Raw genomic sequence first — 19,144 nt, forward strand, 5'->3', positions numbered from 1 at the left:
GCTTAGCGACACATCTCCATGCTTATTTCGTGAACGATATGCTCAACGCAGCGACCGCCTTCAGCGGCAGCGACCGTGAGGCGACTAAAGCCGCTGCGCAAGTCGCCGACAACATACACTCCGGGAACGCTAGTTCTGCCGAACTCGTCTGCTTGGTAGGTGACTATGCCCCATGGATTCATGTTTCGCGGCACACCGAGATCGTCAGCAAGGGTATTAGACGGCACACCGGCTTTGTCCCACAAGAACCCTGCATCCCGTTCGATGGATTCATTCTCGAGCTGTACTTCTACTAGCCGTCCATCTTGGGACACGAGCCGGCGCACGCGTCCCTCGTGGACCGACACACTGTTGCGATCTAACTCTTGCTTGGCTTGGGTGCTCAAAGTGCGGCCATTGGTGAAAACGTGCACGTCGTCGCTCCACATCTTGATGATGGGCACATGACGCTCCACTCCTTCCGCTCCAAAGACCGCGATGCGTTCGTCGCTATGTTCGAAGCCATCGCAAAAGGGGCAGGGGTATACGCTCTTGCCATACACGTCATGGATGCCCGGGAGCCTAAGGCTGTCTAAGTCGTCGCGGTTCCCCGCGGCAATGATGACGCGCTGAGCATGAATTTCTGGGCCAACAGCTCTCTGGATGCGAAAGCCTCCATCATCCTCTTCCAAAGCGGCAATGACTTGATCGGTGTAATAGATGACGCTTGGATATTTTTGCAACTGGCTCTTGGCCACCTGCAGTAGTTCTAAAGGATGGACTCCATCCCGGGTCAAGAAACCGTGGCTGGCGATCGTGACGCGGTTGCGCGGATTCTCCTCGTTGATAACGACGGCGTCAAGGCGGCACCTACCGGCAACGAGGGCTGCTGCCATTCCGGCCGGGCCACCGCCAACGATAGCCAAATCGTGCGTGCTCAGGATCATATACTAGTTTGAGGTCAAACTAATATAAATAGTTTGATGCCAAACTATCCATCTATCTTTGGCTTGTGCTGCCTCTAATGGAGATAATACGTTTCTTCGACGCCATAATTTGTTAAGAATATCTTCCCACTTCGCCATAAGAAAAATGCTGAAGGGACTTTGCAGCCGTCCCAATGGCTTATGCCTTGTTTCGGACTCGCATCCTATGTAGGCCCGGGCACCTCTGGGCCCCCGCATATATCTTCAGTTTATCGCACTTTATTGATAGTTGCGACATGGTCGCTGCTAGAAGGAGAATTCTTTTTCATAGTGTTTCTCATCTCGCCACTCTCTTGTCCATCAGAGCGAGCAGCGCTGTGGTTGTGTTCCAGTTTCGTATGGTCATGTTCTGATACACGGGAAGCGTGATGATTTTCGTCAAGCGGCTTTGCGATGCTTTCGCTATAAGGCGTGAGAAATAGAGCACACGCTCTTTCCTTCATAGGCACGATCAACGCCATCTTTGACACTCACGCTTTTCATGGCGGTTTTCGCCGTAAGAGGTTCTTTCAAAAAGATTACATCATATCGATATTGTGCCGCATCTTTGCCGAACTGACGGGGCGCGCCCTCCACCACGCTTTTCAGTTGTTTGTGTGTGATGATGACGACTCGTGAGTCGTAATGAAATGTAGCTGGCAGGACTCCCTCAATCTTGGCGGTCAATCTTGCCCTGTTCTGTTCATCCGCCCTGAACAGGATATTGCCGCTTTGAATATAGGTCATTACGTCTGCAAACCCCATCTGTTCGAAACACGCTATTAAATCGGTCATCCTGATAATGTTATTCCCGCCCACGTTAATGCCGCGCAGAAGTGCAAGGTACTGATACGTGTCTACATTGTTACTCATGACCGATATCGGTCTGAATATCCATTCTAATATGCTCTGCGACATCAGCAGAAAGAAGAATGAGTGGATTCCTTATCGCTATCAATTTTATCCCCCATCCGGAGGTTTTCGACATCAACGGCACCGTCTTTATTCCATATCACTAAAAAAGGAGAAAAATATAAAATAGCTTCCAGCAAGAGTATGAGTTGTTCCCGGTTGCTTCTTTCAAGCAATGTGCGGGTACATGAAGTAAAATCTTCCGGAAGGGCCCGCATATAATCTAGCTCCGGTTTCTTACATCATGTTTTCAGGACAGAGTCCATGCTGCGATAAACGTCTTTAGGGTAATAAAATCACCACGGTCCTCAACAAAACGATCAAATTGAAAGACGTACAGGTCTCTGCTACAGTAACTGCGGCCATTCTGCTGTCTGCCGCACTGGCATACGTCCAGCCGGTGGCGACGATGGCGCACGGGGCAACCGGGATTGGCGTACTGGTGTACACGCACGGAAACCCTGCAAACCCCAACAACCCTGACACGGACAACACGCAGTCGATAAAACAGACGCTCGAAACAAGGTTTGGGACGCCTGCAGAAACGGTGACCCACATGCCCTACAACTGGGACGACGGGCTGCAAAGCCTTGACTCGCGAGGAGCCAACTATGCAATCTTTCTTTACACTGACATGTTCGGGCCAGATTCGACTGTCATACACAACGTGACCAGAGGAGCCTTTGGAGGGATTTCAGAATACAATTACTGTCCGGGCCCGGTCATCGCCGGCGCATGCAACTACATGGGCGAGTCCACCGCACCCGCATCAACCGTAAGCGACGCGGTGCTGGTCTTTGCCGAGCCTGCAAGGCCGGACCACCCGATCCTGAAGGACATCTTTGTCAAGCAGGCAAGAGAAGTCAGCACTGATCCAGCGAATGAAATCGTCGTGCTTGTCGGCCACGGCGCGAGGTCAGACACCAACGACAATGCGCAAAAGGCAGAACTTGCAACCGCAGCAGCATACGTCGAGGACAAGATGAACTTTGCCGGCTCGCTGGCTGTCACCGCAAGGGAAGACTGGCCGACGCTCAACGGCACGGCAGTCGCAAACGCCGTGACTGCAATAGAGAGCATGATGAATGCGACCGGAGCGCAAAAGGTGGTGCTTGTCCCGGCGACGGGCGCAAGCGGCTTTGGCATGGTCGCAAACGCCCTGCAAAACGAGGGAATCACCTTTGTGAGCGCGCCCAAGCCTCTGCCGCTTGGGCTGGAGCTATACAAGCTGTGGGCATCTGAGGTCGTTGCCGAGACCATCAAGTTCATACAGGACACGCAGCCGACCCAGTCGACGATAACGCCGTACTGGGAAAGGACGTATTCGGTTTCGTCAGTCTCGGCGCTTGCGGCGTACCTGCACCTGCTGCAAGATGACGACCACACGGATCCAGATCCGCAGCCCGGATCAAACGCGACGGCCCTGCCTTCTGCGACCACCCTGCTCCTTGCAGGCCAGGTCATGAGGTCCGGCGACTACATACCCATAGTGGACTTTACGCCCAACTATGTGACGGGTCACCTCCTTCTGAGGGTCGCGTGCGACTCGGCGGGGACCCCTGCGGTGATGGCTGTCGCAGGCCACATTGACGAAGACGCCAACAAGACGTACGTGGACCAGCTCCACATGCACTACCTCGCGCACGCTTCTGCGCCGGGAAAGAGCTGCGTCTACCACGCGCACGTCGAAGCCGGCTCTGACCACTCGGGCGCGCCGTACGTCACCGACATCGGGCTCTTGAACACAGGCAACAAGAACGTGGTCTTTAGGACCGGGAACACGGTGTCGTTCACGATCCAGAGCGCTCCCGGCGAGATAGGCGAGCCGTACAGCTACGGGCCTGGAGGAGGACTGTCTGCGCCGTTCAACCAGCCAAAGCAGATCTCAAGCCTGATGGGCCAGACGCCGACGCCGCCAGAAGGAGGCGGCGGAGGGCATTCGCACTCTTAGCCCCTCCTTCCTTTTTCTTTTTGTTGAGGTGATATAGGACGAGCAATAATAATAACAACAATAGTAGTAATAAAATCAACAATAATCATCGCATCGTGCCGCTGTCGCTGCTGACTGCAGCGATAATAATAACAGCTGCTGCAATTTGCAATCCAGCAGCCCTTGGAATCCAGTACGCCGGGGCGGATGACGATGACTATGATTATATTGAAAATAGCCCTGATAACACGATTGTCATCTTCAAGTACCAGACAGAGGACATGCCATTTCTTCTGGGCGGCGCGACTTTTTTGATAACGCCAAACCCGTACTCCTACACCGCGGTCTACTACCATTCTTACAACTCGACTGACGGGGAATTGTTTGCAGGCGACGCGCTTGTAATCACCGATAACAACGACCTCCTTGACTCGGACCCGACTGAGGGCATAATCGAGCTTCAGGGCGTCAACCCCGGCACCTACGGCATAATGGAGATCAACACGTCTGCCGGCTTTATGGTAAACGAAGACCCCGTGGCCGTAGAGATTTCAGAGGATGCTCCAGTTGGCTCAGCCGAGTTCTTTAGCCAGCTGGTCGGAGACACTGTGCAGAGCGGCGAGCCGGCGCCAGTCCAGCCGCCGCAGATGGACAGCGCAGGTCTTGTCAAAGTGCAGTCGTTCAACGCCACGGTAAACGGGGTAAAAGTGTTGTCTGCAAGCGACATCCCGGTTTCCATGATAATCAGCGCGGGCCAGGCAAATGCGGTCAACGGGTCAGGGCTTTTTCCGCAACCCGTCGTGCTTGGATCAAAAGTAGACGGGTCTGCAGACCTGCTGTCGCTGCTTGAAATGCTCGGCGTGCCGCAGTACGACGCGCCGGACGAAAACGCCCTTTCGGGCAACGTCTACGTCCCCGCACCCTGGATGGTCAACGACAATTCCACAAGCGGCGGCAAGCTGGTTCTGATACCTACGCTTGACGCTGTATTTCCCGGCATGGACATCCTCTTGAACGTGGAAGGCCAGGATCTTGGCCTTGCCAGCTCCCGGCTTGACTCTATATCTATCCCGCTTGGGGCAGAGGGGCACGAGGTCGGGTTCAAGTTCAAGGTAATAGACGGCATACCGGAGGGCATGCCGCCGGCGCCGGGAGGAAACCCTGCGTTCTTTCTCGACATCGAGTCTTCCGGTGACATCGACCTTTCAGATTCGGCCAGCTTTGACGGGCACCCGAAGGTAAACTTCAAGGTCGCCAAGGACATGGCGACCGGCGCGCCGCCGCTTTCAGACGGCTGCCCAGACGTCCGGTTCTACCTCCTTGACCACACTGCCAGTGCATGGCAAGCGCAGTCGCCGGCGCCTTTCCGCGACCCGGCCCGGGACGTCAGCGCGGGTGGTGTTGTCGTGCAGTGCGCCTACACGCAAGAGCTGGAGCACTTTTCGTCCTATGTTGTCAGCGGTAGCGGGACAGGCACGCCGACGCCAGCCTTGTTCATAATGTCAGTGTCTGACACGGTGACAGTCGCCGGCGGCGCGTCTGGTACAAGCTCTTCAGTCAGCGCGGGTGGCAGTCCAGGCGCCGGCGGTGGTGGTGGCAGTGGCGGCGGAGTCATGCTTGGACCGGGTGCGCCACCATCAACCGAGCAGCTGTTTGTTGCAAGCACCAACAGGGTCGTGGTCGGCAGCATCACCCTAGAAAGCCTGCAGGGCGCAACCTTGGCAGGCGCAAAGGTCGGCCAGCAGGTGCTGGTGTCCTCGCAGATCACAAGCGCGCCGGGCCAGACAGAGCGGCAGCCGTACGCGTTCATCGTGCAGGTAGTGGACGCGGACGGATTCACCGCATCGCTGACATGGGTCGAGGGCAGCCTTGATCCCGGCCAGACGGTAAAGCAGTCCAGCTCGTGGACGGCAGGGGCACCCGGCGACTATACGGTCAATGTCCTCGTGTGGGACGGCATAGGCGAGGCTCCAAAACCGCTGTCGGAAAAGAAGATCGCAGGCGTGGAGGTGAAAGAATAAGAGAGAAGGGGCCTACACGACCACGCGCGTGCCTTGCCAGAGGGCGCGCATTTTTTCCTTTTCTTCTTTTTGTGATCCAGTCTTTTACTGGCAGCGCCATATGGCAGTATATCAGGAGGATTGTCCTGACTTCTTTCTTCCTTGACTCTTGTACAGACAATACAACAAACAAGATCTACGGCTGCTGCGATGGCCAGCATCCTAACCACATCTCGAATATCAAAGGAAGCTGGACCTCTTTCAACGCTTTAATGCAGTCCCTATCCTACTGCAACACTACTCCTGTTGTTATTATTATCATACAGCCATTGCACATCATCTTTTAGAGGCATTCTCATTCCTAGTCATCATCATGATGGTGATCATGGTGGTGGTAATGATGATGGTGGTGGTGTTCATGCATCCCGTGTCCAAAAGCTCCATCCATCATTCTCCCAAGACTTGAATCTTCTATCGGCTTCGCAGGCGAGGTGTAAAGTACGCTTCCATTGCCGGCGTCAACGATTACCTTGTGAAGAGTTCCGTCGTTCATGTTCGGCTATAACCGGAGGCAATCATTGCAAAACCGATCTCACTGCACCACACTGTACACTCGCCGGCTATATTCTGCTCCCACCAATAATCTTGTGCAGGAGGAATGATGATAATAAATGGAAAACGTCTCAAAAACTGGCGGAGGAATAGCTCCTTCAGCGATATTGGCAGTCATAGGAGGAGCATTCATGCTCGCAGGAGGAATATTCACTCTTTCAATGCTTAGTCTATGGAACCAGCAGATGGGGATGACGATGTATGGATTGGGCGGTTCAATGATGATGGGCGGAAGCAGTGGATGGGGCATGATGACGCCAGGCGGTACAGGACTCATGTGGTGGGCTGTCGGAGTCATGTCTGCGATATCTGTAGGTGCAGGTGCAGTGTCTATAGCAGGAGGATTAGCCATTCATAGAAAGCCAGAAAGTGCGGGCATCTGGGGCATTGGAATCCTGATTGCGTCTATTGTAGGTCTTGTCAGCATGAGCGGCTTCTTCGTAGGCCCGATACTGGGAATAATCGGAGGAATACTGGCTATGGCCAAAAGGTAGCGCGGTCTCACTTGCCTTTCTTTGTTTTGAACAATTCTGTACCATACTATGATAACGCAATGCAATCAGGCAGCTTTTTACAATTGTAAAGTTCTGCTCCTATATACGAGAAAAACCAAAAGAAAGACAGACATGGCAAAGGATCCAGTATGCGGAATGTTTGTGGAAGAAAAGCCCGGCGCCATACGCCATACGGTAGATGGCAGGGAGTATTTCTTTTGCAGCACGCAGTGCCTGAATGAATTCACTGCGCCAGAAAAAGAGCTAAAAAAGTTAAAGACGATCACAGGAGTCAGCATCGCCCTCACCATACCGATAACGGTACTGACCTACCTGATGATATTGCCAAAAGAGATAAACAGCTACGTCCTTCTTGCGCTGGCAATACCTGTCCAGTTCTGGGCCGGTTGGCGGTTCTACAAGGGAACGCGGGACGCCATCAAGGCCAGAGCGTCAAACATGGACACGCTGATCGCTGTGGGAACCACGGCTGCTTTTCTGTACAGCACCCTCGTGACTGTAATGCCGGGCCTGTTCCCGTTTGAAGGCGTGTACTTTGAGACGGCCGCCATAATCATCACCCTGATACTCATAGGCAGGCTGCTTGAGACCAGGACGAAAGAAAAGGCGTCAAACGCAGTCAGGAAGCTTCTCGACCTCCAGCCCAGGATGGCACGCGTGCTCAGAGACGGCGGGAAGAGAGAAGAGGAAGTGCCGGTGGAGCAGGTGCAGGAAGGCGACCTGTTCCTGGTCAGGCCGGGCGAAAGGATACCTACCGACGGAACGGTGACAGAAGGTTCCTCCTCTGTTGACGAGTCGGCAGTCACGGGCGAGTCGATACCGGTCGACAAGTCTGCAGGCGCACAAGTCATTGGTGCTACGATAAACAAGAGCGGCCTGCTAAAGGCAAGGGCAACCAAAGTCGGCCAGGACACGGTCCTGTCGCAGATCATAGCGCTTGTTCAGGAGGCAAGGACGGGCAAGGCGCCGATGCAGAGGATGGCCGACCAGATCGCAAAATACTTTGTCCCAGCAGTCATCGCAGTGGCAGTCGCGTCGGCGCTGGCATGGTATTTCATAGGCGGGATAGGGCTGACGTTCTCGCTGCTTGCCTTTGTGTCAGTCATAATCATAGCCTGCCCGTGCGCGCTTGGGATCGCAACGCCGGCCGCGTTGATGATGGGAACGGGCAAGGGGGCAGAGAACGGCATACTCTTCAAGGGCGGAGAGTACCTGGAGATAGCAAGAAAAGTCAGGACAGTAGTGTTTGACAAGACAGGCACCCTGACAAAGGGCCAGCCCGAGGTCACCGACGTCATGGCGTTGTCTGAAACAATGGGCGGGCAGCAAGAGTTGCTGAGGCTTGCCGCAATAGCAGAGTCAGGCTCGGAACACACGCTGGGCCAGTCCGTGGTCAGAAAGGCAAAGGAGCAGGGCCTTGTCGTCGCAAGCCCGGAATCGTTTGAAGTGGTGTCGGGACACGGGCTGAAGGCGGGATATGCGGGCCATGCCATAATTATTGGAAACAGAAAGATGATGGCAGACAACGGAGTGGCTGTCCCAGACAAAGTCAGCGCGACGATGAGCAGGCTTGAGACGGAAGGCAAGACCGCAACTCTTGTTTCAGTCGACGGCAGGCTTGCAGGCATTGTGGCGATGGCAGATACCGTAAAAGAACATGCGCGCGAGGCAATCGACTCGCTAAAGGAGATGGGCATTCAAGTCATCATGCTCACAGGCGACAACGAAAGGACGGCAAAGGCCATAGCGTCCAGCCTTGGCATCGACAGGGTTATTGCGCAGGTGCTTCCCCAGGAGAAGGAGCAAGTGATTGCAAGACTAAAGTCAGAAGGCAAGGGTGCAGTAGCGATGGTAGGCGACGGCATCAATGACGCGCCGGCCCTTGCCCGTGCCGACCTCGGCATTGCGATAGGCTCCGGGACTGACGTGGCAAAGGAGACGGGCGGAATCATACTGATAAAGAACGACTTGCGCGACGTCGTGGCCGCGCTTGAGCTTGGAAGGAAAACAGTGTCAAAGATAAAGCAGAACCTGTTCTGGGCTTTTGCGTACAACACGGGCCTGATACCCATCGCGGCAGGGGCGCTCGTGCCAGCATTTGGAGCGCAGGTGTACGAATGGCTCCCGCTTCTTGCGGGAGGGGCGATGGCAATGAGCTCGGTTTCCGTCGTGGCCAACTCGCTGCTGCTTGGCAGGTACAGGCCGAGGTTTGCGGCAGCAGGCAGGCCGGAAAAAGAACAGATGCGTACAGAAAAAGAGCTGAAGCAGCCCTACTACCACTATACAGAAGCTACATAGTAGCTGCCCTTCTGACGAACTGGTAGCCCGAACGCTCCAGCTTCTCTTTTATTTCCTCTTTTGTGATCAACGAAGAATCATATTCCACTATCACAGAGTCGGTCATGAAATCAATGTCTATCTTTTTTATCGCCTGCTCGCCCTTTAGCTGCTTTTCTACAATGGGCTTGCACGTGGTGCAGTACATGCCGACTACTTTGAAGAGCGCCTTTTGAACTGCTGCCATGTACTATAGATAGCCCATGCTCCAATAATAGGTTGCAGCCTTACAATTGTAAGGTGCTGTCTTTATCTACGATGTCCTGCTTACTAATGGCATGTTCAAAGACCCCGTGTGCAAAATGATGGTTGATGAAAGGACCGCCGAGCACATATCAGAGGCAGGCGGCAAAAAAGTCTACCTGTGCTCTGCAGCATGCAAGTCGCAGTTTGACGCCAACCCAAAGAAATTTGGATATTAAATGGACGGCGAATCAGCAATGTTCTTGCGCCATTCTGGACATAACCGTTAAGTAATCATCGATGCAATTTCTTGACAGCATGGAATCGCCCCCTCATCAATGGTTCGATGACGTGGGGCTTTGCGTCGTCTCTGCGTTTCTCTTTATTCCAATAATAATGTCGCCATCATTATCTGTTTATGCCCAGAGTCCTTCTTATCCAGTCGAGATCGAGAATGTAAGGTTAGTGGATCCCGGCGGGCAACCTTTGGACGATTGCCAACCAGGCGGGGAGCTAGTCATGATCGCTGTCACATTGAAGAACCTTTCAGATTCAGGCCAGCCCGCAGCCATCATCGTTGAACTCAGAGACAATAGTAGCGACATCACGCAATTCGTTCAGTGGCAAACAACATCCATCGGTCCAAAGGCCACTCCGCAAGTGGCCATAAGTTTCAATCCTGCTTCTTTGTCATCATCATCGTCGTCATCGTCGGCCGTTCAATATGATGCCAACGTTCTCGTATGGGACAAGGTGTTGACGCCTGTCCCTTTAAGCAGCCCATTAAAAGTCCCGGTTAGCTGCTAAGTAGCAGTAGTAGCATGCAAGAAGGAAAAAGGAGAGATTATTTTTTTATCTTCTTCTCCAGTTTCTTCTTTTGCTTCCGCCACCAAAGTTGCGGCGGTTCCGGCCGCTGCGCCCGTGCTGCTGCGGCTGATGCGGGTGGCGGCCGCGCTGCTGTTGCAGCGCAGGGACTTCGATCCCCATCGCCTCATTCAATCGGCTTATTGGAAGTTTCGTTTGCCTCAGTATCCTTTCAAACTCGCCAAACCGGTCGGGAGACACGAGCGAGACGGCAGTGCCTTCTGCTCCTGCCCTTGCGGTCCGGCCTATTCTGTGAAAATAGGTTTCCGGCTCGTTTGGCACGTCATAGTTTATCACGTGGCCCACCGCCGGGACGTCGATTCCCCTTGCGGCAATGTCTGTTGCCACAAGCACGCTGTCTGCGCCCCTGCGGAACCTGTTCATGACGTGGTCGCGCTCTTTCTGAGACAGGTCGCCGTGTATTGCAGACGCCCGAAAACCTCCCGCCTTCAGGTTTGCCGCCAGCTTGTCCGCCCTGCGCTTTGTCGCGGCAAACACTATCACCTGCTCCTTGTGCGGGCGGATGAGGCTTGTCAGGTGGCTGAATTTCTGCTGCTCGCTTACGAGGAGGTACGACTGCTCGATGTTGTCAAGGCCGACTTCCTTCGTGTTCAGCCTTATTTCGCGTATCTGCCCTTCCCGCATGTGGCCCTTGGCAAGCCTTAGGATCTCCGGCGACATTGTCGCGGAAAACAGCAACGTTTGTCTGTCTTTGCTCCCGCTCTTGCCCAGCCTTGACAGTATGAACTCGATGTCGTCGATAAAGCCCATGTCAAGCATCCTGTCGGCCTCATCAAGGACTACAAACTTGACTCCGTCCAACTTTATCGAGCCCCGCTTTATGTGGTCTATGAGCCTGCCGGGCGTGGCGACCACTATGTGGGCACCCCTCTTTAGCAGGCCGGTCTGAACCCCAAAGCTCTGCCCGCCGTAAACTGAAACCGTCCATACCTGCGCGTATTTTGAAAATTTTATCAGCTCGCCTGTAACCTGAACCGCAAGCTCCCTTGTCGGCACGAGTATCAGCGCCTGCACCTGCCTATTGCCATTTTTCACTTTTGACAAGAGCGGCAACCCAAATGCCGCCGTCTTGCCGGTGCCCGTGTGCGCCTGCCCTATGACGTCTTTTCCCTGCAGGATGAGTGGTATTGCCGCCTCCTGTATCGGGAAGGGTTTCTCAAACCCGTTTTCTGCAAGCGCTTTCTGGACCTTCTCGTCAAGCCCGAGTTCCTCAAACGTGGTTGCGGATTCCTTTACTGCCATCTTTCTTTTTCACTTTTATTTTCTCGTCATACAAAAGCCACGGAAGATGATGCGTGCGGTACTTGTTGAACAAACCTGCCGGAGTCTCTTTGTACCTGACGCAGTAGGCCAGTGCATGATATAAACTGTGGTAACGTGTGGCCTATATCGCGTACGTCAGTTTTGCTATTATTTTTTCCACGATCACGTCTACCTCCAAAGCCCTGTCCTTGCCAAGCGGGATTTCCACCCCGGCCTCGGCGGCCTTTCTGGCCACGTCCGCGTCGTCCCGGTCAAGCATGCAAAACGGATCGTCGAGGCCGCTGCCGCCGGCAGGGGCGCGCTCCGTCCAGATTATTTTTTTAGAGCCATCGTCCTTGTAGCCTGCCCGGTAAATACAGTCCGACAACCTTATTTCGCTCCCCAGCACCGGTCGTCGGCGGCAAGGTAGTTGCCGGTATAGGCGTACGCGGCGGCCCTGCAGCCACCGCACTTGTACTTAAAGTCGCACGAGCCGCAATGTCCTTCGACGTCCCTGTCCTTCAGGTGCTTTATGACATCAGAGTTGTCCCAGATTTCCTTGAAGCTGCCATCGCGTATGTTCCCCACCTTTAGCGGCAGAAATACGCAGGGGATGATGTCGCCGTTGGCCCGTATGGAGCCAAGCCCGATTCCTGCCTGGCATCCGATAAAGCCGGGCATCTCCATGTAGCATTCGTCTACCAGCACCAGCTTGTCGGTGTGCGACGTAAACATCATTTTCGTGTACTGGTTCTTTTTTGCGACCCACCTTTCATAGACGTACTTCCATTCCTCTGTCGACAGGTCCAGCTCCTTCGGGCCCCTTCCCACCGGGATGTACTGCGACAGGTTGAACGTGGAGACTCCCATGGCGGCCACCCTGTCCACCACCTCGTCCATCTGCCTGTAGTTCAGCTTGTTTGCGGTAAAGCAGACCTTGGTCGTTATCTTGTTCTCGACCAGCATCTCTATGGCGTCCATCGCCCGGCCGAATATGCCGTCCAGGCCGCGGAACACGTCGTGCGTGTACGGGAGCCCGTCCACGCTTATCTGGACGCGGGTTATCCCGGCCTTTTTCATCTCTTTTACGCTCTGCTCCGTCACCGTGCTCCCGGACGAGCCGAGGCCCACGTTCATGTTTTTCCTGCGCGCGTACCGGATGATGTCGTATATGTCGTCGCGCAGGAGTGCCTCGCCCCCGGACAGCGACAGGTCCAGCACGCCGGCGTCGGCAAGGTCGTCCAGCAGCTTTATGCCCTCTTCGGGGCTCAGCTCGTCAGGGAGCCTGGACTTGGCGTTAGAGGAGCAGTGCTGGCAGTGCACGTTGCACAGGTTCGTGACGTGCCACACCATGTGGTAAGGGTATTTCGGGACTTTTGACAGGTACTGTTCTTTTTCTTCAATCATCTTTAGCTTTGTCTTCATTGGCTTGCCACTACCTCCTCCTTCCCTTCCTTCTTCTTCTCCTCCTGTTTCTTCTCGCCGCCTTCCCTTTGTTCGATGATGATCCCCCTGTCCACGAGTTTCTGGAGGAAATCAAGGAATACCTGCCTGCCTCCCTCTGCCGAGAATTCGCCGTACATTTCCGATACCGCAAAGTGCACGTCCCCGACGGAGTTGCTGCCGTCAAGCATGTCCAGTACCAGCTTGCTCAGGGGAGAGATCTTGGTTATCATGTCGGTGCTCGGGTTGTACACGGTAAACGACTGGTCGTTTTCGCGCCTGCACACGACTTTTGGGTTCATGACAAAAACGGCAGTGTCATCGCTACTTGTCATTTTTTTCACTCAGCCTCCTTAGCGGCTCTATCTGGATCAGCGGCTCATGCGACTTTGTTTCTGCTGCCGCTGCGGCAGGGATGTATTCCATCGGCTTGTACCAGCATTCAGGGTCGCCCTCAAACAGGTCGCCGTAATTTGCGTACGCCACAGCCCTGCACCCGCCGCAGACTTCTTTTTTGTCGCAGCAGCCGCAGTTGTTTTTCAGGTTACTCCTGTCGCGCAGCCCCAGCATGAGGGGAGCGTTTTCCCACAGGTAGCGGAATCCCCTTTCCCGCACGTTGCCGCAAGGGATGGGAAGCAGCGGGCACGAATAGAGGGTGCCGTCGGCGGCTATCCTGCAGGTGGTCCTGCCGGCGCCGCAGCCCGTCTTGGCGGCGCTCCCGATTTCAGGTATCAGGATTGCCGCCCTGCAGTCGTGCCATGTTATCCTTATCCTGTCCCGGTATTTCTTTTCCAGCTGCACCCATGCAGCCATGGTCTCCTTTAGCTCGTCGGCGGTCAGCGCAATCGTGGTGCCAAACCTCCCGGTGGGGACGTACTCCGACACGTTTACGGTGTCCGCGTGGAGGTCAAGCGCCATCCGCACTATCTCTTCCCGCTCCTTGTAGTTGTGGCTCATGGGCGTGAACCCTATCAGGACCTTTATTCCCTCGTCCTTGAGGCACTTCACTGCGTCGCAGGCTTTTTGGAACAGCTGCGGCACCTGGCGGATGTAATCGTGCAGGGCAGGCTGCGTGCTGTCGATGCTGACGGTGACTGCCTGTATGCCCACCTCCTTGAGGCGCCTTGCGGTCTTTTGGTTGACAAGGATGCCGTTCGTGGCGACGTTTGTCAGCATCTTTCTGTCGTGCGCGTGCTGCATAAAGTCAAAGCAGTCCTTGCGCAACAACGCCTCGCCGCCGCCAAACCCGAGAAGCAGGGTCCCGGCGTCTGCCAGCTCGTCGATCAGCTTGTGGCCTTCCTCGGTCGTCAGCTCGTTTGGAAGGGGCTTTCCGGCGTGCGAATAGCAGTGGATGCAAGAGGCGTTGCACGCCAGCGTCACGTCGTAGATGACATACAGCGGCTTTGGGGTATACGACATTTGCATTTTGTTTTCTATGCCTCCGAAAACGTCGTCACCGAATCCAGCTTTTCAGAATCAAACGTTGCTGCCGCTGCCACTAGTCTGCGTCTGAGTGCAAAGCGAGGTTTTGAAAAGTAGCCGTTGCTTTCTTTGCGTCTATCCTCGGGCATACTACATAATATACCGGGTATTATTTAACATTATATCTATTTTTGGGTTTTCTGTCAAATTCAAGTGATTTAAGGGGATAAATGCCACATTAGATCTAATTTACGGAATTCTTAAATAATTCGACATCATACATCAAGCATACATATGAGTTCGCGGAATGAGGAGGCACGAAACCTGAGCGTCGTGAAACAGTACCTGAAGGCATTTGGCAGCGGAAACCCGGACGAAATGGCAAACCACCTGGCAGAGAATGCAGTATTTGAGATTCCAGGACCCAAAAATTCTGCATACTCTAAACACATCGTAGGCAAAAGGAGCATCCACGAATTCTACGCCAAAAGGCAGGAAACGCGCGGGAAATTCATAAAGAGCACGGCAGTCAAGCCGCGCTTTATCACGGGCAAGAACGCAGTCATCGCAGAGTGGACAGTCAGCGGGTACACCAGAGACGGCGAGAAATTCGAGTCGAGGGGAACAAACCACTTTACCCTGAACCGCGAGGGAAAGATAAAGAAGGTCAGCATCTTCATAAACGCGCCGCTATCGTCGGACGTCAGATCCCTGGCGGAGAGAAGGCTGATGGTGTCGGACCAGGGCCAGCTGGCGCTGATGGCATGGTCGGTCGTCTAAGATAAACAAACACACTCTCTCCCTACAGCCTGACGCCGAACCAAGGGCCCGTACACCCTTCTTTTCGACCGGCTCCAAAATACGCGCCGCGGCGGGATGGAAAGTTTTTGAATTGAACTGTTATTGTTACAGGGTTGAAAGTGATGGGCTTGTCCGACCAACCAGCCGAACAGAACCCAGCATGATTTAAATTGGATTTGCCAGGTCTTTTTTCGTATTGCCTATCGATCCCAACTTTCGGGAAAACAGGGTCGCAACGACATTTGAGAACCTGAAGGTATGGAAAGACAAGGCGAGCAACCTCGGGATCTATGGCACAGGCGTGGCAGTCGATTTTGACCTTTGCGTCGGCGACGGGGCATGCATCGACGTGTGCCCGGTGAACGTGTTTGACTGGCACGGCTCTGGCGCCGATAGAAAAGCGCTCCCAGCCCGCGAGCGCGACTGCATATACTGCTACGGCTGCGAGGCAGTATGCCCCAAGTTTGCAATCAGGGTTACCCCGCTGCAGGAGAAAAAGAGGCAAGAAAAATGATCAAGATAGACGAGAGCCGCATTTTCCAGATAATCGAGGAGCGCAAGCCCCGCTCAGTAGCATTGAACGGCGCCGAGGCGCTCATCCCGCGCCTGCAGGACGTGGCCGACCACGTGCACGAAAAATTCGGCATTGAGGCATACGTAATTGGCGACCCGTGCTGGGGCTCGTGCGATCTTAACACGCATGCGGCAGACATGCTCGGGGCAGACCTGCTGTTCAACGTGGGCCACACGGTGGCGATGGAGACCTTTGGCGAAAAGGTGGTGATGATAAACGCGTACGACGACGTGAGCTTTGATTCTGTCGCAAGAAAGTTCGCAAAGGACATGCAGGGAAGGTACAAGGCGATATCTCTTGTCACGGACAGCCAGCACTTGGAGGAGGTGGAAAAAGCGCAGAAAATCTTTGAAGAGTTTGGATACAAGGTCATAATAGGTCGAGGAAAGGGCCAGCTGCGCGACGCGCAGGTATTTGGCTGCGAGTTCTACCCCGCATGGAACGTGCAAAAGCAGGTCGACTGCTATGTATTCCTTGGCCAGAGCCAGTTCCACTCTGCAAGCGTGGCCATGTCGACAGAGAAGCCGACGTTCATGCTGGACCCGTATTTCGAGGAATACACTCAGATAAACGAGTTTGCTCAGGGGCTGCAAAAGCGCGCCATCCTTTCAATATACAAGGCTGCTGACGCCGAGCGCATCGGGATCGTCATCGGCCTGAAGGAGGGCCAGTTTGCGCACGTGCGCGCGCTGGAGCTGAAAAAGGAATTTGAAAAGCTGGGCAAGAAGGTGCAGCTGATAGCGCTTACGGAAATCACGGGCGACAGGATGCAGATATTCAAGGGAATCGACGCCTTTGTGCAGGTCGCCTGCCCCAGGATCGCGACGGACAACCACTTTGCCAAGCCGATGCTTTCCGTGCCGCAGGCGCTTGCGCTCATCAAGCTGCTAAAGAAAGAGCCCATAGAAGACTTTCTCAGGATACAGCACTGGCTCTAGTTTAGTAACAAGCTTCTGGGTATTGCCTCTTTTTGATACCAGTTGCCTCGTGCAAACAATTAAATAGAGCGTCAAAAATTTCGTGATTTCCTTGAAAATCTTGTAGAATTCCACATTTGTCGAAATACCACTGAAATACTTTCGCAAAAATATGCGTGACATCATGCGAAATATTGAACAGATAACTATGATTTCTCCATATTTTATTTAGAACATTTACAATAATGAGCAGAAGCAGATTATACGAATTTTGACATTAACCAGCTTTTAATGATAGAATATTTGTACAAATCTTAAATAGATATTGGGTGTAATTCATAGCAAGGGAAAAAGAAGACCAGGGCGGGCAACCGTCATGTGCCACTATTTTGCCCCCCAGTGATAAAAAATGACTTGCAAGGGTATATGCATCCGTCACAAGGCTCAAAAGCCAGTCGGCTCGGGCAGGTACGCCAGCGGGCAGAAGAGGTGCCAGATCTGCGAGATATTCATCAAGTGGGACGGCCTCTGGTGCCCGTGCTGCGGGTACAGGCTCCGCACAAAGCCAAGGAACCTGAAGTACAAGGCAAAGCTGCGCGCCAGAGCAAAAAAGATGGCGGTGGCCAAGCCGATCGCGGTTCGCTCAAGATAAAAGCGAGCAAGACTGGCGATGGAGAGCGGAACTGGAGCGCCGAGCAGGGAGGAGGTCCGCTCGGACAGCGGAAGAAGTTTCCTGCTTGAAGCCAATTTTTACGGCAACGGTTGTTTTCTAGCCATTTCGGAAGGAGGCAACAGGAGGATAGGCGCCATATCGGTAGCGATAAGCTCGCAGAACAACACGACTGCGGCAAAGGTCATACCGAGCAAGAGCGATCCCCTTTTCGTCAACACTATTGCGGAGAAGGTGGCGTCCATGATAAACGGCATCTGCATAGTCTCGTTCTACGCAAAGGGCCAGTTAAAGCTTGAAGACATGAAAGCAATTATGGGAGGGGTTATGCATATCGTGGAGGCAGAAGGTAACAATAGCAATGGCAACAACAAGTAACAACGGCGATCTCCGCAGCTACCTCTCGCTGCTTGAAAAAGAGGGCGAGCTTGTCCGCGTCAAAAAGGCAGTCAGCGCAAAATTCGAGCTTGCGGCCGTGGTTTCCAAGCTTGACTCCAGGCAGGCGGTGCTGTTTGAAAAGGTAAAGGAGAGCAGCAGCAAGATCTCTGTCGCAAGCAACGTCTGCGGCACGCCGGGGAGGTTCTACATGGCCATCAGCTCAAAGAGCGTGCCAAAGGGCGTCGCCGAGGCAAAAAAGGCGATACACGCCCGCGTTGGCGAGGCGCTTGCGGGCATGTCCGTACCTTCAAAAACGCAGGAGACAGCGCCGTTATTTGAGCAAAACTCCTCAAGGGACCTGAACGACCTGCCGATAGTGACGCATTTTGAAAAGGACGCCGGCGCGTTTGTCACGGCGTCCGTTGTTTTTGCAAAGGACGGCGAGCGGGGAAACCAGAACTCTTCCACCCACCGCCTGCTGCGCATGGATGAAAAACACATGGCGATAAGGATGGTGGAGGGCAGGCACCTGCACAAGTGCTACACGTACGCAAAGGACCACGGCGAGGACCTGAAAGTGGCCATCGCAGTCGGCGTGCACCCGGCAGTCAGCATCGCTGCGGCGTACCAGGCTGCGTACGGCGTCGACGAGATGATGATCGCAAACGCGCTCCTCGAAGGCAGGCTAAAGCTAGCCAAGGCCAGTTATTCTCAATTGTACGTGCCGAATCATTCAGAGATAATCATCGAGGGCAGGATACTCAAGGACAGGGTGCAGGAGGAGTGGATGGTCGAGATGCTCCGCACGTACGACTTTAGGCGCAAGCAGCCGGTGTTTGAGCTTGAAAGGATAAGGTTCCGGGACAACGCAATCTACCACGACATACTTCCAGGCTACGCTGAGCACCGCCTGCTGATGGGCCTGCCGGTGGAAGCCAAGATGTACGACTATGTCAAGAGCGTCGTTCCCACCACGCAGGCGGTGCACCTCACCAACGGCGGGAGCAACTGGCTCTCTGCTGTTATCCAGATAAAAAAGCGCCTTGAAGGCGAGCCCAAGAACGCCATCATGGCCGCGTTTGCCGCCCACCCGTCGTTAAAGATGGCTACCGTGGTGGACGACGACATCGACCCGGCGGACGCAGTCGCAGTGGAATACGCCGTTGCGACGAGGTGCCAGGCGGACAGGGGCTTTGTCATCATTCCAAACGCAAAGGGCTCCAGCCTCGACCCTTCAAGCGACCAGCAGAACCTGCTCACCACCAAGGTCGGCATCGACGCGACTGCGACCATCCTGAAACCGAAGGAGAGGTTCGAGATTGCGAGGATTCCCGGCGAGGACGAGATCGACGTAAGCAATTACATCACCTAATAAGATT

21 protein-coding genes are annotated in these 19,144 nt (G+C 54.2%); 12 read left to right on the plus strand and 9 right to left on the minus strand.

The annotated features are described in order from the left end of the window. Nucleotides 1-2: 2 nt before the first annotated feature. Nucleotides 3-926, minus strand: coding sequence for an NAD(P)/FAD-dependent oxidoreductase (locus NVIE_RS06235; RefSeq protein ID WP_075054508.1), 924 nt, complete (start codon nt 924-926; stop codon nt 3-5). A gap of 441 nt (nt 927-1,367) precedes the next feature. Then, nucleotides 1,368-1,817 (minus strand): DUF1697 domain-containing protein, encoded by a 450-nt coding sequence (locus NVIE_RS06240; protein ID WP_227717506.1) that lies wholly within the window; start codon nt 1,815-1,817, stop codon nt 1,368-1,370. Between the two features lie 364 nt (nt 1,818-2,181). Here NVIE_RS06240 and NVIE_RS06245 point away from each other — a divergent pair, with 364 nt between their 5' ends. The 4 genes from NVIE_RS06245 (at nt 2,182) to NVIE_RS06265 (ending at nt 9,211) form a co-directional block, all read left to right on the plus strand. Then, on the plus strand, nt 2,182-3,807 hold the full coding sequence (locus tag NVIE_RS06245; RefSeq protein ID WP_075054509.1) for a hypothetical protein: 1,626 nt from the start codon (nt 2,182-2,184) through the stop codon (nt 3,805-3,807). Between the two features lie 95 nt (nt 3,808-3,902). Further along, nucleotides 3,903-5,807, plus strand: a complete 1,905-nt coding sequence (locus NVIE_RS06250) for a SpaA isopeptide-forming pilin-related protein (protein WP_075054510.1) — start codon at nt 3,903-3,905, stop codon at nt 5,805-5,807. A gap of 650 nt (nt 5,808-6,457) precedes the next feature. Continuing rightward, nucleotides 6,458-6,892: a hypothetical protein gene (locus NVIE_RS06260; RefSeq protein WP_075054512.1), complete on the plus strand. Its 435-nt coding sequence runs from the start codon at nt 6,458-6,460 to the stop codon at nt 6,890-6,892. Nucleotides 6,893-7,024: 132 nt separating this feature from the next. Beyond that, nucleotides 7,025-9,211, plus strand: coding sequence for a heavy metal translocating P-type ATPase (locus NVIE_RS06265; protein WP_075054513.1), 2,187 nt, complete (start codon nt 7,025-7,027; stop codon nt 9,209-9,211). Here the strand turns inward: NVIE_RS06265 and NVIE_RS06270 are convergent. Further along, nucleotides 9,204-9,437 (minus strand): heavy-metal-associated domain-containing protein, encoded by a 234-nt coding sequence (locus tag NVIE_RS06270; RefSeq protein ID WP_075054514.1) that lies wholly within the window; start codon nt 9,435-9,437, stop codon nt 9,204-9,206. The genes NVIE_RS06265 and NVIE_RS06270 overlap by 8 nt on opposite strands. A 91-nt stretch (nt 9,438-9,528) precedes the next feature. Between NVIE_RS06270 and NVIE_RS06275 the strand changes: the two genes are divergently transcribed. Further along, nucleotides 9,529-9,672, plus strand: a complete 144-nt coding sequence (locus NVIE_RS06275; protein WP_075054515.1) for a YHS domain-containing protein — start codon at nt 9,529-9,531, stop codon at nt 9,670-9,672. A 280-nt stretch (nt 9,673-9,952) separates the two neighbouring features. Continuing rightward, entirely contained in the window at nt 9,953-10,240 is a 288-nt protein-coding gene (locus NVIE_RS14785; RefSeq protein ID WP_144239539.1) for a hypothetical protein, read from the plus strand. A gap of 45 nt (nt 10,241-10,285) precedes the next feature. Here the strand turns inward: NVIE_RS14785 and NVIE_RS06280 are convergent, their stop codons facing one another. From NVIE_RS06280 to NVIE_RS15335, 6 genes are all read right to left on the minus strand, one after another. Then, the gene (locus NVIE_RS06280) at nt 10,286-11,560 is read right to left on the minus strand and encodes a DEAD/DEAH box helicase (RefSeq protein WP_075054516.1); all 1,275 of its coding nucleotides are present in this window, start codon (nt 11,558-11,560) and stop codon (nt 10,286-10,288) included. 142 nt (nt 11,561-11,702) lie between these two features. Then, nucleotides 11,703-11,948, minus strand: coding sequence for a hypothetical protein (locus NVIE_RS06285; RefSeq protein ID WP_144239540.1), 246 nt, complete (start codon nt 11,946-11,948; stop codon nt 11,703-11,705). A gap of 2 nt (nt 11,949-11,950) precedes the next feature. Then, nucleotides 11,951-12,985: a radical SAM/SPASM domain-containing protein gene (locus NVIE_RS06290; RefSeq protein WP_075054518.1), complete on the minus strand. Its 1,035-nt coding sequence runs from the start codon at nt 12,983-12,985 to the stop codon at nt 11,951-11,953. Then, nucleotides 12,982-13,338 carry a hypothetical protein gene (locus NVIE_RS06295; RefSeq protein WP_075054519.1) on the minus strand — a complete coding sequence of 119 codons (357 nt, stop codon included), beginning with the start codon at nt 13,336-13,338 and terminating at the stop codon, nt 12,982-12,984. Before NVIE_RS06295 ends, NVIE_RS06290 begins: the two co-directional genes overlap by 4 nt. Next, on the minus strand, nt 13,328-14,428 hold the full coding sequence (locus tag NVIE_RS06300; protein ID WP_084790663.1) for a radical SAM protein: 1,101 nt from the start codon (nt 14,426-14,428) through the stop codon (nt 13,328-13,330). The genes NVIE_RS06295 and NVIE_RS06300 overlap by 11 nt, the downstream gene beginning before the upstream one ends. A gap of 8 nt (nt 14,429-14,436) precedes the next feature. Next, on the minus strand, nt 14,437-14,574 hold the full coding sequence (locus NVIE_RS15335; RefSeq protein WP_158435118.1) for a hypothetical protein: 138 nt from the start codon (nt 14,572-14,574) through the stop codon (nt 14,437-14,439). A 145-nt stretch (nt 14,575-14,719) separates the two neighbouring features. Here NVIE_RS15335 and NVIE_RS06305 point away from each other — a divergent pair, with 145 nt between their 5' ends. From NVIE_RS06305 to NVIE_RS06330, 6 genes are all read left to right on the plus strand, one after another. After that, nucleotides 14,720-15,205 carry a nuclear transport factor 2 family protein gene (locus NVIE_RS06305; RefSeq protein ID WP_084790664.1) on the plus strand — a complete coding sequence of 162 codons (486 nt, stop codon included), beginning with the start codon at nt 14,720-14,722 and terminating at the stop codon, nt 15,203-15,205. A 217-nt stretch (nt 15,206-15,422) separates the two neighbouring features. Further along, nucleotides 15,423-15,740, plus strand: coding sequence for a 4Fe-4S dicluster domain-containing protein (locus tag NVIE_RS06310; RefSeq protein ID WP_075054522.1), 318 nt, complete (start codon nt 15,423-15,425; stop codon nt 15,738-15,740). Next, nucleotides 15,737-16,738, plus strand: coding sequence for a diphthamide biosynthesis enzyme Dph2 (gene dph2, locus NVIE_RS06315; protein ID WP_075054523.1), 1,002 nt, complete (start codon nt 15,737-15,739; stop codon nt 16,736-16,738). The genes NVIE_RS06310 and dph2 overlap by 4 nt, the downstream gene beginning before the upstream one ends. Before the next feature lie 388 nt (nt 16,739-17,126). Beyond that, a complete protein-coding gene (locus NVIE_RS06320) occupies nt 17,127-17,369 on the plus strand; it encodes a hypothetical protein (RefSeq protein WP_075054524.1) in 243 nt (80 codons plus the stop codon). A gap of 18 nt (nt 17,370-17,387) precedes the next feature. Beyond that, the gene (locus NVIE_RS06325) at nt 17,388-17,765 is read left to right on the plus strand and encodes a hypothetical protein (RefSeq protein WP_075054525.1); all 378 of its coding nucleotides are present in this window, start codon (nt 17,388-17,390) and stop codon (nt 17,763-17,765) included. Further along, nucleotides 17,749-19,137: a UbiD family decarboxylase gene (locus NVIE_RS06330; RefSeq protein ID WP_075054526.1), complete on the plus strand. Its 1,389-nt coding sequence runs from the start codon at nt 17,749-17,751 to the stop codon at nt 19,135-19,137. The genes NVIE_RS06325 and NVIE_RS06330 overlap by 17 nt, the downstream gene beginning before the upstream one ends. Nucleotides 19,138-19,144 lie beyond the last annotated feature (7 nt).

This window comes from Nitrososphaera viennensis EN76 (assembly GCF_000698785.1).
Lineage (GTDB): Archaea > Thermoproteota > Nitrososphaeria > Nitrososphaerales > Nitrososphaeraceae > Nitrososphaera > Nitrososphaera viennensis.

Bases quoted from the DNA above. Each gene is read 5' to 3' on its own strand.
- NVIE_RS15335 (WP_158435118.1), bottom strand. From the start codon at position 14,574: ATGCCCGAGGATAGACGCAAAGAAAGCAACGGCTACTTTTCAAAACCT.
- dph2 (WP_075054523.1), top strand. From the start codon at position 15,737: ATGATCAAGATAGACGAGAGCCGCATTTTCCAGATAATCGAGGAGCGC.
- NVIE_RS06240 (WP_227717506.1), bottom strand. From the start codon at position 1,817: ATGAGTAACAATGTAGACACGTATCAGTACCTTGCACTTCTGCGCGGC.
- NVIE_RS06325 (WP_075054525.1), top strand. From the start codon at position 17,388: ATGGAGAGCGGAACTGGAGCGCCGAGCAGGGAGGAGGTCCGCTCGGAC.
- NVIE_RS06265 (WP_075054513.1), top strand. From the start codon at position 7,025: ATGGCAAAGGATCCAGTATGCGGAATGTTTGTGGAAGAAAAGCCCGGC.
- NVIE_RS06235 (WP_075054508.1), bottom strand. From the start codon at position 926: ATGATCCTGAGCACGCACGATTTGGCTATCGTTGGCGGTGGCCCGGCC.
- NVIE_RS06305 (WP_084790664.1), top strand. From the start codon at position 14,720: ATGAGTTCGCGGAATGAGGAGGCACGAAACCTGAGCGTCGTGAAACAG.
- NVIE_RS06275 (WP_075054515.1), top strand. From the start codon at position 9,529: ATGTTCAAAGACCCCGTGTGCAAAATGATGGTTGATGAAAGGACCGCC.
- NVIE_RS06280 (WP_075054516.1), bottom strand. From the start codon at position 11,560: ATGGCAGTAAAGGAATCCGCAACCACGTTTGAGGAACTCGGGCTTGAC.
- NVIE_RS14785 (WP_144239539.1), top strand. From the start codon at position 9,953: ATGATCGCTGTCACATTGAAGAACCTTTCAGATTCAGGCCAGCCCGCA.
- NVIE_RS06260 (WP_075054512.1), top strand. From the start codon at position 6,458: ATGGAAAACGTCTCAAAAACTGGCGGAGGAATAGCTCCTTCAGCGATA.
- NVIE_RS06300 (WP_084790663.1), bottom strand. From the start codon at position 14,428: ATGCAAATGTCGTATACCCCAAAGCCGCTGTATGTCATCTACGACGTG.
- NVIE_RS06330 (WP_075054526.1), top strand. From the start codon at position 17,749: ATGGCAACAACAAGTAACAACGGCGATCTCCGCAGCTACCTCTCGCTG.
- NVIE_RS06270 (WP_075054514.1), bottom strand. From the start codon at position 9,437: ATGGCAGCAGTTCAAAAGGCGCTCTTCAAAGTAGTCGGCATGTACTGC.
- NVIE_RS06320 (WP_075054524.1), top strand. From the start codon at position 17,127: ATGACTTGCAAGGGTATATGCATCCGTCACAAGGCTCAAAAGCCAGTC.
- NVIE_RS06295 (WP_075054519.1), bottom strand. From the start codon at position 13,338: ATGACAAGTAGCGATGACACTGCCGTTTTTGTCATGAACCCAAAAGTC.
- NVIE_RS06290 (WP_075054518.1), bottom strand. From the start codon at position 12,985: ATGAAGACAAAGCTAAAGATGATTGAAGAAAAAGAACAGTACCTGTCA.